The following is an 11065-nucleotide window of genomic DNA, read 5'->3' as shown; positions in this document are numbered from 1 at the left end:
GATGTTCCGCGCAGGGGAGGAATCCGGAACCGTGACCGCAGCAGCCGTCGTGCCCGTGACCGTCCCGCGCCTGGTGCGCGGGGCGGTGGCGCGGCGCGCGCCGGCGGTCGTGCTCTTCCTCGGAGGTCTGCTGGCCCTGGGTTTCCTCCTCGGTGGCCAGGCGCACGCGGCGGACCGGCCACCGGCCGCGCCCGTGGTGCGCCTGGACGAGGTGGTCCACGTCGACGACCTGGACCACGAGAAGCCGCGGGTGGCCGCCGAGCGGCTCCCCGCCGCGCGTGACGCGGGCCCCACCGCCACGGGCAGCCGCCCCACGGTCGCCGTGCGGGAGGCCGAGGAAGCCGCCGTGCCGGTGGCCCGGACCGTCACCGGACCCGCCAAGGGCACCGTGCGCGAGGTCGTCACCGGACCCGCCAAGGGCACCGTGCGCGAGGTCGTCACCGGACCCGCCGCGGACACCGTGCGCGAGGTCGTCGGTGGACTGCCCGAGACCGCCGGTGGACTGCCCGAGACCGCCGGTGGACTGCCCGAGACCGCCGGGGCGTTGCCCGAGACCGCCGGGGGACTGCCCGGGGTCACCGGGGCGTTGCCCGAGGTGCCGTCGGCGCCGCCCGTGCTCCCGGCCCTCCCCATCGCGCCCGCGGCACCGCTGCCGGTGCCGCTGCCCGGCCTCGGCGCGCCGCTCGCTCCGCCGACCGGTGCCCCCGGGGGCCCGGGCGCGGCGCAGGACGGCGCCACCGTCCCCGAGGCGGCCGGCCGGGACGTCGCCGCTCCCCAGGGCGCCACCGCCGCCCGGGACCTCGCCGCCCAGCCCCGTACGCGCGCCACGGCCCTCCAGCCGGCGGCGCCCGACACGATGGGCGCCCGCACCGCCCCGTACCGCGCCGCGGACACGCGTATCGCCCCGCCGTCGCCGCCCTCCGCGCCCGGCCCGTGCGGCGGCGCCGTCCGGCAGTCCGCCACCGGCGACGGCGGCACTCCGCGACCGGGCGACCAGCACGCCGTGGCGTCCCCGGCGGACGCGCACCGCGCACCGGCACGGAACACCGTGCGGCCGGCGACGGCCGCGCCCATCCAGGACCGGCCCCACACCATCCTCGAATTCCCCGGCTAGGGCAGACCTCCCCCGCTCAGGACCTGCCGCGCGGGGGCGGGACAGGTCTGCCCGTCATCTCCAGCCGAGAACCGACTTCGAAGGATCCGACGTACCCATGCACCAGAACATCCGCCGTTCCATAGCCGTCGCCGCCACCGCCACCGGCATGTGGGCCATCGGTACCGCCGCCGCGAGCGCCACCGAGGTGTCCCTCTCGGTGCCGCTCTCCGCACCCGACAAGGCGGTCGTGGCCGCCGACACCGCTGGCGACACGGTCGCCGACGACACCACCGCCGTCGCCACCGCCCTCGCCCAGGACACCCGGCAGCAGGTCACGCAGGACGTCACCACCGACGTCCGGTACGCGTCCACCGAGGTCCAGGACGCCACCTCCCACGTCCAGGACGCCACCTCCCACGTCCAGGACGCCACCTCCCAGGTGCAGGGCGTCGGCGCCGAGGTCCGGACCGACGCCGAGGGTGAGATCGACTACCTCTTCGGCCCCCTCGCCTCCTTCGCCCACGAGGTGGCGAACGACCCCGCCGCCACCGCCACGCCCGTCGCGGACGCCGCCCTCCAGGACACGCTGCCGCCGATCGCGTACCGCGCCGTCCACTCGGCCCTGCCGGTGGCCGGCCAGGCCGCCGGAGACGCGGGCTTCCTCGCCGAGGACGTGGTCTCCGACGCGTACCCGTTCGCCGAGGGCGTCGTTTCCGGGGTCCAGCCGCTGGCCGGTGGGGTGGCCGGCCAGGCGCACCCGTTCGCGGACGGCGTCACCGGCTCGGTGCGGCCGCTCGTCCAGGCCGTCGCCGACCAGGTCCAGCCGGTCGTCCAGGGCGTGGGCGGCAGCGCGACCGGCCTGGCGGAGGGCGTGACCGGCGAGGTGGCGCCGTTCGCGTACGGCGTGACCGACGACGTCCAGCCCTTCGCGGCCGGCCTGGCGGAGGGCGTGACCGGGGACGTGCGGCCGCTCGCCGGCAACGCCGTCACCGGCGTGCACGGCACGGTCGGCACGGTCACCCCGGACTACCTCCCGTACGGCGGCGTGTGACCGGAGTCTGATCCGGTACGAAATCCGTAGCAACGGGCGGTCTCACAAGCGGTGGGGCCGCCCGTCGGAGGTTCGTGCCTGTGACAGGTATCACCGCTCCGGTGTGATCTGCGATTTAGGTGCCTCGGTCTCACGGGGATAACCTGCGAGACGGACATGCCGCGTCCACGGACACCGTGTACGCCTCCCTTGTGACAGCGCAGTCACGTTGCCCTCCGCGGCACGCCCACGCAGACAACGAACCGCGATCACCAGAAAAGGGACGGACGCGCGTGGACCTGTTCGAGTACCAGGCGAGGGATCTCTTCGCCAAGCACGGTGTACCGGTGCTGGCCGGTGAAGTCATCGACACGCCTGAGGCGGCGCGCGAGGCGACCGAGCGACTGGGCGGCCGTTCGGTCGTCAAGGCGCAGGTGAAGGTCGGCGGCCGCGGCAAGGCCGGCGGCGTGAAGCTGGCAGCCACGCCGGACGAGGCCGTCGCCCGCGCGACGGACATCCTCGGTATGGACATCAAGGGCCACACGGTCCACAAGGTGATGATCGCCGAGACGGCGCCGGAGATCGCCGAGGAGTACTACGTCTCGTACCTCCTCGACCGCACCAACCGCACCTTCCTCGCCATGGCGTCCGTCGAGGGCGGCATGGACATCGAGGAAGTCGCGGCCACCAAGCCCGAGGCCCTGGCGAAGATCCCGGTCGACGCCAACGAGGGCGTCACCGAGGCCAAGGCCCGCGAGATCGTCGAGGCCGCCAAGTTCCCGGCCGAGGTCAAGGACCAGATCGCCGAGATCCTGGTGACCCTGTGGAAGACCTTCGTCGCCGAGGACGCCCTCCTCGTCGAGGTCAACCCGCTGGCCAAGGTCGCCGACGGCCGTGTCATCGCGCTGGACGGCAAGGTGTCGCTGGACGCCAACGCCGACTTCCGCCAGCCGGAGCACGAGGCCCTCGAGGACAAGGCCGCAGCCGACCCGCTCGAGGCTGCCGCCAAGGCCAAGAACCTCAACTACGTCAAGCTCGACGGCGAGGTCGGCATCATCGGCAACGGCGCGGGTCTGGTCATGTCGACCCTCGACGTCGTCGCGTACGCCGGTGAGGCGCACGGCGGCGTGAAGCCGGCCAACTTCCTCGACATCGGCGGCGGCGCGTCCGCCCAGGTGATGGCGAACGGCCTGGAGATCATCCTCGGCGACCCGGACGTCAAGTCCGTCTTCGTCAACGTCTTCGGTGGCATCACCGCCTGTGACGAGGTCGCCAACGGCATCGTCCAGGCGCTGCAGCTGCTCGCCGACAAGGGCGAGGAAGTCACCAAGCCGCTGGTCGTGCGCCTCGACGGCAACAACGCGGAGCTGGGTCGCAAGATCCTGTCGGACGCCAACCACCCGCTCGTGCAGCGCGTGGACACCATGGACGGCGCGGCCGACAAGGCCGCCGAGCTCGCGGCTGCGAAGTAAGGGACGAGGTCGGAAACACCATGGCTATCTTCCTGACCAAGGAAAGCAAGGTCATCGTCCAGGGCATGACCGGTGCCACGGGCATGAAGCACACCAAGCTCATGCTGGGTGACGGCACCAACATCGTCGGTGGCGTCAACCCGCGCAAGGCGGGCACGACCGTCGACTTCGACGGCACGTCCGTCCCCGTCTTCGGCACGGTCGCCGAGGCGATGAAGGAGACCGGCGCCGACGTCTCGGTCCTCTTCGTGCCGCCGGCCTTCGCCAAGGCCGCCGTCGTCGAGGCCATCGACGCCGAGATCCCGCTGGCCGTCGTCATCACCGAGGGCATCGCGGTCCACGACTCCGCCGCGTTCTACGCGTACGCGGTCGAGAAGGGCAACAAGACCCGGATCGTCGGCCCGAACTGCCCCGGCCTGATCACGCCGGGCCAGTCCAACGCCGGCATCATCCCGGGCGACATCACCAAGCCCGGCAAGATCGGCCTGGTGTCGAAGTCCGGCACGCTGACCTACCAGATGATGTACGAGCTGCGGGACATCGGCTTCTCGTCGGCCGTCGGCATCGGTGGCGACCCGGTCATCGGCACCACCCACATCGACTGCCTCGCGGCCTTCGAGGCCGACCCCGAGACCGAGCTGATCGTGATGATCGGTGAGATCGGTGGCGACGCCGAGGAGCGGGCGGCCGACTTCATCAAGGCCAACGTCACCAAGCCGGTCGTCGGTTACGTCGCGGGCTTCACCGCCCCCGAGGGCAAGACGATGGGCCACGCCGGTGCGATCGTGTCCGGTTCGTCCGGCACCGCTCAGGCGAAGAAGGAGGCCCTCGAGGCCGCGGGCGTCAAGGTCGGCAAGACGCCGACCGAGACGGCCAAGCTGGCGCGCGCCATCCTCGCGGGCTGAGCCACCGGCAGCCCGAACACTGCCGCACGCACGCACGACGGGCCCGCCCCCGGAGAACTTCCGGGGGCGGGCCCGTCGTGTTCACCGCGTCGTGTTCACCGCGTCGCGTTCACCGCGTCGCGTTCACCGCGTCGCCGGTCAGTGCGGGTCGGGGACCAGGCGGGCGGGCCCGGTGACCGGCTCGGCGCGGAGCTTGTCCCGCAGCGCCTCGTCCTGGGGGGTGAGCCGCTGCGGACCGCTGAGGACCGGGACACCGTCCACCGGCGCGCCCGGGGCGAGGGGCGGGTGGTACGCGGTCGGCGCGGTCGCCAGCGTGAAGGCGGTCGCGCCGATGACGAGCACCGTCAGCGCGATGGCCGCCCTGGTCCACCACCTGGCGCGGCGCTCGCTCCCGGAGCGCACGGTCCTCGGCTCGGCCAGCACCATGGCGGTGCCCTTGGCCAGGAGCGACGCCAGCCGGGCTTGCAGCGCCTCCGGGTCGGCGAGCTCCGGGATCCGCTCGGCGACCAGCTCGCGGGCGTGCAGAACGCGGTTGCCGGTGGCGGGGGTGCTCGCCTCCGTCTCGGCGGCCGTCTCGGGCAGGTCCAGGCCGAGTCCGTCGTAGAGCAGCAGCGCGCGGCGGTACGCGGGCGCCAGGTCCAGCAGCGCGGTGCGCAGCGTCTGGGCGGCCTGGTCGGTGGTCGGAGCGTCGGGGTGCCGGTGCGAGCGGCGCAGCCGGTGCCAGGGCGACAGGGCGTACTCGTGCGTCGCCACCCTCACCCACCCGACCGGGTCACGGTCGACCGCTACCTCGGGCCAGCGCTCCCAGGCCAGGTGGAAGGCGTACTCGACGGCCTCGCGGGACAGCCGCCGCCGCCCGGTGAGCAGATAGGCCTGCTGTACGAGCGCGGGCGCGGCGTACGCGTACAGGGCGTCGAACGCGTCGGCCGGCGCGGCGGGCCGCTCTCCGCCCCCGGTCCCGGGCCGCTCTCCGCCCCCGGTCCCGGGCCGCTCTCCGCCCCCGGTCCCGGGCCGCTCCCCGGCTCCGTTCCCGGCGCGCTCCCCGGCCCCGGCCCCGGTTCCGGTTCCGGTTCCGGCCCCGGCCCCGGTTCCGGTTCCGGCCCCGGTTCCGGCTTCCGACCGCTTCCCGGCCGCGGACCGGGGTTCCGGTGTGGAGCGGCGCGTGGGGTCCTGCCGTTCGCCCCGCTCCACCTCCCGGCGGTCCGTCCTGGACGGGAGCCGGAGGTCCGGAGTCCGCCGGCCGCCCGGGCGGTTCTCCCGGGCGCCGGCCAGGATGTTCAGGTACGTCTCCCGTTTGCGGCCCCGCGGGCTGGTGCGCCCCGTCTCCCAGGAGCGCACCGTCGCGCGTGTCACCCCGACGAGCTGGGCGAGTTGTTCCTCGGTCATGGACATCGTCTCGCGCAACCGGCGCCGCTCCTTGGGGGAGGGCAGCGGGAGGGCGGAACGGGTGGCATCGGTCGTGGTCCGGGTCATGGCCGGTCCTCGGCAGGGCTGCACTCGGCGAAAAAGTACATAACCGTATATTGCGCGCCACACCGGCCATTCCGCCGTTACGCGGATCAAGCGCGTGTCGTTGGCAGCATGGCGCCGTGACCGAAGCGACCGATCACCCGCCGGCCCCCGTGCAGGGCGGCCGGACCGCCGCCCTGGCCGGGGCCTGTGTACGCGGCGCGCTCGCCGCCGGGCTCGGGCTCGGTTCCGTCACCGTCCTGGTGATGGTGGTGTGGATCAGCTCCCCGTACCCCGACAGCGACCCGGGCGGCGCCCTGCACGTCGCCGCGGGCGTCTGGCTCCTCATCCACGGTGCCGAGCTGGTGCGGCCCACGACCCTCACGGGGGCACCCGCGCCCGTGGGCGTCGTTCCGCTGCTGCTCGTGGCGCTGCCGGCGTGGCTGGTGTACCGGACGGCGCGGGACGCCGCCGAGCCCGGGCAGGCACGGCCGAGACCCTCGGCGAGCGGCGCGGTGGGCGCCGTCACGGGCGGCTACCTCCTCGTCGCGGCGGCGGCCCTGGGGTACGGGGCGGGCGGGCCGCTGCCCGCCGACCCACTCGGCGCGGCGCTCCACCTGCCGCCGCTGGTCGTCCTCGCCGCGGCCGCCGGGGTGTGGACGGCGTACGGGCGCCCGACGGGACCGCTGCCGGTGTGGGTGCCGGAGCGGGTCCGGGTCGGGCTCGCCCGTTCCCGGACGGCCGTCGCCGTCCGCGCCGCGGGCGCCGGGCTGGGTGTGCTGCTCGGTGGGGGAGCGGTGCTGGTCGTGGTGTCGCTGGTGTGGCACGCGGGCGCGGCCCGGGAGGCGCTGCTGGGCCTGTCCGGTGTCTGGTCGGGCCGGATGGCGTTGCTGCTGCTGGCCGCCGCGCTCGCCCCGAACGCGGCGGTGTGGGGCGCGGCCTACGGGCTCGGGCCGGGTTTCCTGATGGGTACGGGCGCGGTGGTGACCCCGCTCGGGGTGACGGGAGTCGTCGCGCCGCCCCCCTTCCCGCTGCTGGCCGCCGTTCCGGCGGGCGGCTCCGGCACCTGGGTGAACTGGACGGTCGCGGTGGTCCCGGTGGCGGCGGGCGCGGCGGTGGGGTGGACCTGCGGGGGGCGGCGACGCGGCACCGGCGCACCGGCCGCGGGCCTGCGGGACGCGGCGTTCGCGGCCCTGCTGGCGGCCGTGCTGGTCGGCGCGGCCGTCGCGGTGCTGGCGGCGGCCGCGGGCGGGCCGCTGGGAACCGGTCGCCTGGCCGCGTTCGGCCCGGTGTGGTGGCGTGCGGGCGGGGCGGCCGCGGCGTGGGCCGGGGGCCTCGGCGTGCCGGTGGCACTGGGCCTGCGAGCCTGGCGGCGGCGGAGCGAGGGCGGGGCGCCGGCCGCTCCGAAGGTGCCCGTGCCGGTGCCCGGGTCCGCCCCGGCGCCGGTACCCGCGCCCGTACCGCCGACGGCCACGTTCGGCCCCTCCGATGAGCCCGCGCGGGAGCGGCCGGCCCCCGAGGACGACCCCGGCGACCCGGCCTTCGAGCCGTACGACTTCCTCCCCGCGACCTGGGAGGACCCGGTGGCCCGCGAAGCGCGCTGGAGCGCCCTCAAGGAGGCCTCGGGCGGCCTCATGGCCGCGTTCCCCGCCGTCCCGGTGGCCGGACCTGCCGTGCCGCGGTACGACGTGCCGCGGGACACCGCGCCGGGAGACGACGGGCCGGGAGACGACGGGCCGGGAGACGACGGACCGCAGGACGCCGCGCCGCAGGACGGCGCGCGGGAGGCCCCGGGTGCCGATGACCCGGGGCCTCCCCGGCAGCGGACGTAACCGCTCCCGTCACACCCGCCCTGTCACACAGCCGCCCCGTCACACACCCGCCCTGTCACACAGCCGCCCCGTCACACCCGCCCTTCAGTCCCGTTTCGATCCCGTCCCGTCACTCCTGGACGCCGAAGACGTCACGCAGGGGGTCCGGGAGCAGCTCGTTGCAGGACAGCTGGCCCGTCTTGGTCAGCGCGTCGTCCACGCATGTGTAGTAGTCGCGGTAGACGAGCTGGATCGTGAACGTCGCCGCCACGATCATCAGCGCCAGCACCGCGGTGACCAGGCCGCTGACCGCGGCGGTGGTCTGCGGACGGCCCGATCCGGGCGGCGGTCCCGCCGGGGGGCCGCTCGGCGCGCCGGCGGCGGGGGTGGCGCCGGGCGCGGCCGGCCGGGCGGCGTCCGGGCGCGGCTTGGCGCGCAGTGAGCTGATGCCCCAGTACAGCGCCAGAGCGCCCAGGAGCAGGCCGATCTCCGGGAAGTCGAAGATCGCGAAGAAGAACGCCCACATACCCGACAGCAGCGCGTACCGCGCGCGGCGCTGCGCCGGGTCGGTCGGGTCCCACCGCGGGGCCGGCGACTCCGGCCCGCCCCGGCCGCCCCCCTGCTGCTCGCCGCTCGGGCGGCTGCCGAAGCCGCCGGAGGAGCGCCCCGGCTGCCGCGGGCTCCACTGGCTGCCCCAGGCCGGGCGGTCCCGCTCCGGTTCCTCGGAGGAGCCCCCGGAGGAACCCTCCCGGGAGCCGTCGCCGCCCTCCGGTCGGCGGGGCTGCCAGGGCTGGTCCGGCCTGCCCTCGGGTGGCGGCGCGAACGGGTTGTCCTCGTCCCTGGGCTCCGTGGACTGGCGTTCCCGCGGCAGGAGGTGGATGGCCGTGCGGCGGCGTCGGTCCGGCATGTGGTGAACGTCTTCCCCTCAGACCCCGGGCCGGCGCGACAGCGCGGGCGGGGGTCTCGTGTCGTCGTGTCCGTCCGTTCGGGGACGGCTCTGCCTCAGACGCTACCCCCCGGCCCCGCCCCCGTCCCGTGGGGGCGGCTCGGTGTGCCGGTATCGTTGCTGACGGTCGGCTCTCTCGTAGAGTTCCCCGTATCGAGGGGCCCGATTCATTCGTACGACCACACAAAGCCAACGCGAAGAGGGTTTCCCCGTGGCTCCCGCCCGCCTCGTCGTCCTGGTCTCCGGATCCGGCACGAACCTGCAAGCTCTGCTCGACGCCATCGGTGACGATCCCGAGGGCTTCGGGGCCGGGATCGTCGCCGTCGGGGCCGACCGCGACGACATCGCCGGTCTGGAGCGGGCCGAGCGCGCCGGGCTCCCCACCTTCGTGTGCAGGGTGCGGGACCACGCCACGCGTGACGAGTGGGACCACGCGCTGACCGCGGCGACCGCCGCGTACGAGCCGGACCTCGTGGTGTCGGCCGGGTTCATGAAGATCCTCGGCAAGGAGTTCCTGGCCCGCTTCGGCGGTCGGATCGTCAATACGCACCCGGCCCTGCTGCCCAGTTTTCCCGGTGCCCACGGAGTGCGGGACGCGCTCGCGCACGGCGTGAAGGTCACCGGATGCACCGTCCACTTCGTCGACGACGGCGTCGACACCGGCCCGATCATCGCCCAGGGCGTGGTCGAGGTCCGGGGCGAGGACGACGAAGCCGCTCTCCATGAGCGCATCAAGGACGTCGAGCGTTCGCTGCTCGTCGAGGTCGTGGGGCGTCTGGCCCGGCACGGCTACCGCATTGAGGGACGAAAGGTTCATGTCGGTGAATAAGCCCATCCGTCGCGCGTTGATCAGTGTCTACGACAAGACGGGGCTGGAGGAGCTCGCCCGCGGGCTGCACGAGAACGGCGTCGAGCTGGTCTCCACCGGCTCCACCGCCGCGAGGATCGCCGCCACCGGTGTCCCGGTCACCAAGGTGGAGGAGCTGACCGGCTTCCCCGAGTGCCTGGACGGCCGCGTCAAGACCCTGCACCCGCGCGTGCACGCCGGGATCCTCGCCGACCTGCGGCTGGACGCGCACCGCGAGCAGCTCGCCGAGCTGGGCGTGGAGCCGTTCGAGCTGGTCGTCGTGAACCTGTACCCGTTCCGCGAGACGGTCGCCTCCGGCGCCACCCCCGACGAGTGCGTCGAGCAGATCGACATCGGCGGCCCCTCCATGGTGCGCGCCGCCGCCAAGAACCACCCGTCCGTCGCGGTCGTCACCTCCCCCGCCCGGTACGGCGACGTCCTCGACGCCGTCAAGGCGGGCGGCTTCGACCTGACCGCCCGCAAGCGTCTGGCCGCCGAGGCGTTCCAGCACACCGCCGCGTACGACGTGGCCGTCGCGTCCTGGTTCGCCGGCGACTACGCGGCTGCCGACGACAGCGGCTTCCCCGACTTCCTCGGCGCCACCCACCAGCGGCAGAACGTGCTGCGCTACGGCGAGAACCCGCACCAGGGCGCCGCGCTGTACGTCGACGGCACGGGCGGCCTCGCCGAGGCGGAGCAGCTGCACGGCAAGGAGATGTCGTACAACAACTACACGGACACCGACGCCGCGCGCCGGGCCGCGTACGACCACGACGAGCCGTGCGTCGCGATCATCAAGCACGCCAACCCGTGCGGCATCGCGATCGGCGCCGACGTCGCCGAGGCGCACCGCAAGGCCCACGCCTGTGACCCGCTCTCGGCCTTCGGCGGCGTCATCGCCGTCAACCGCCCGGTCTCCGTGGCGATGGCCGAGCAGGTGGCGGACATCTTCACCGAGGTCATCGTCGCCCCGGGCTACGAGGACGGCGCGGTCGAGGTCCTGGCCCGCAAGAAGAACATCCGGGTGCTGCGCGCCCCCGGCGCCCCCTCCGCTCCCGTCGAGGTCAAGCCCATCGACGGCGGCGCGCTGCTCCAGGCCACCGACCGCCTCCAGGCGGACGGCGACGACCCGGCCAACTGGACCCTCGCCACCGGTGAGCCCCTCTCCGCGGCCGAACTGGCCGAGCTGGCCTTCGCCTGGCGCGCCTGCCGCGCCGTCAAGTCCAACGCCATCCTGCTCGCCAAGGACGGCGCGAGTGTCGGCGTCGGCATGGGCCAGGTCAACCGCGTCGACTCCGCCAAGCTCGCCGTCGAGCGCGCGGGCGAGGAGCGGGCCCGTGGCTCGTACGCCGCGTCCGACGCCTTCTTCCCGTTCCCGGACGGTCTGGAGATCCTCACCGCGGCCGGCGTCAAGGCCGTCGTGCAGCCGGGCGGTTCGGTCCGCGACGAGCTGGTCGTGGAGGCCGCGAAGAAGGCCGGCGTGACGATGTACCTCACCGGCACGCGCCA

General features: G+C 74.5%; 9 protein-coding genes. 7 read left to right on the top strand and 2 right to left on the bottom strand.

What is annotated here, in order from left to right; genetic code table 11:
* The first annotated feature begins 31 nt into the window (after positions 1–31).
* The 4 genes from ABD347_RS27500 to sucD all read left to right on the top strand — a co-directional run bounded on the left by ABD347_RS27500 (position 32) and on the right by sucD (position 4503).
* Positions 32–1114, top strand: coding sequence for a hypothetical protein (locus ABD347_RS27500; protein ID WP_344366251.1), 1083 nt, complete (start codon positions 32–34; stop codon positions 1112–1114).
* A 97-nt stretch (positions 1115–1211) separates the two neighbouring features.
* Positions 1212–2147, top strand: coding sequence for a hypothetical protein (locus ABD347_RS27495; protein WP_344366250.1), 936 nt, complete (start codon positions 1212–1214; stop codon positions 2145–2147).
* Between the two features lie 272 nt (positions 2148–2419).
* Positions 2420–3598 (top strand): ADP-forming succinate--CoA ligase subunit beta, encoded by a 1179-nt coding sequence (sucC, locus tag ABD347_RS27490; RefSeq protein ID WP_344366249.1) that lies wholly within the window; start codon positions 2420–2422, stop codon positions 3596–3598.
* 20 nt (positions 3599–3618) lie between these two features.
* Positions 3619–4503 carry a succinate--CoA ligase subunit alpha gene (gene sucD / locus ABD347_RS27485; RefSeq protein ID WP_344366247.1) on the top strand — a complete coding sequence of 295 codons (885 nt, stop codon included), beginning with the start codon at positions 3619–3621 and terminating at the stop codon, positions 4501–4503.
* A gap of 138 nt (positions 4504–4641) precedes the next feature.
* Here sucD and ABD347_RS27480 read toward each other — a convergent pair whose 3' ends face one another.
* Positions 4642–5976, bottom strand: a complete 1335-nt coding sequence (locus ABD347_RS27480; protein ID WP_344366245.1) for a helix-turn-helix domain-containing protein — start codon at positions 5974–5976, stop codon at positions 4642–4644.
* 116 nt (positions 5977–6092) lie between these two features.
* Between ABD347_RS27480 and ABD347_RS27475 the strand changes: the two genes are divergently transcribed.
* Positions 6093–7784 carry a cell division protein PerM gene (locus ABD347_RS27475; RefSeq protein WP_344366244.1) on the top strand — a complete coding sequence of 564 codons (1692 nt, stop codon included), beginning with the start codon at positions 6093–6095 and terminating at the stop codon, positions 7782–7784.
* A gap of 109 nt (positions 7785–7893) precedes the next feature.
* On the opposite strand, the gene ABD347_RS27470 is transcribed toward ABD347_RS27475, so the two are convergent.
* A complete protein-coding gene (locus tag ABD347_RS27470) occupies positions 7894–8670 on the bottom strand; it encodes a hypothetical protein (RefSeq protein ID WP_344366241.1) in 777 nt (258 codons plus the stop codon).
* 250 nt (positions 8671–8920) lie between these two features.
* Here ABD347_RS27470 and purN point away from each other — a divergent pair, with 250 nt between their 5' ends.
* Together purN and purH are read left to right on the top strand one after the other, a co-directional pair.
* Entirely contained in the window at positions 8921–9538 is a 618-nt protein-coding gene (gene purN / locus ABD347_RS27465) for a phosphoribosylglycinamide formyltransferase (protein WP_344366239.1), read from the top strand.
* A partial coding sequence (gene purH, locus ABD347_RS27460) for a bifunctional phosphoribosylaminoimidazolecarboxamide formyltransferase/IMP cyclohydrolase (protein ID WP_344366236.1) occupies positions 9525–11065 on the top strand: 1541 nt, incomplete at its 3' end. The genes purN and purH, both read left to right, overlap by 14 nt.

This window comes from Streptomyces gobitricini, from assembly GCF_039532985.1.
Taxonomy (GTDB): Bacteria; Actinomycetota; Actinomycetes; order Streptomycetales; family Streptomycetaceae; genus Streptomyces; species Streptomyces gobitricini.
Note: the sequence above shows the minus strand (reverse complement) of the source record. Positions and strands in the feature narration are given on the sequence as shown.

Coding starts and splice junctions, on each gene's coding strand:
- ABD347_RS27495 (WP_344366250.1), top strand. CDS start 1,212: ATGCACCAGAACATCCGCCGTTCCATAGCCGTCGCCGCCACCGCCACC.
- sucD (WP_344366247.1), top strand. CDS start 3,619: ATGGCTATCTTCCTGACCAAGGAAAGCAAGGTCATCGTCCAGGGCATG.
- ABD347_RS27480 (WP_344366245.1), bottom strand. CDS start 5,976: ATGACCCGGACCACGACCGATGCCACCCGTTCCGCCCTCCCGCTGCCC.
- ABD347_RS27470 (WP_344366241.1), bottom strand. CDS start 8,670: ATGCCGGACCGACGCCGCCGCACGGCCATCCACCTCCTGCCGCGGGAA.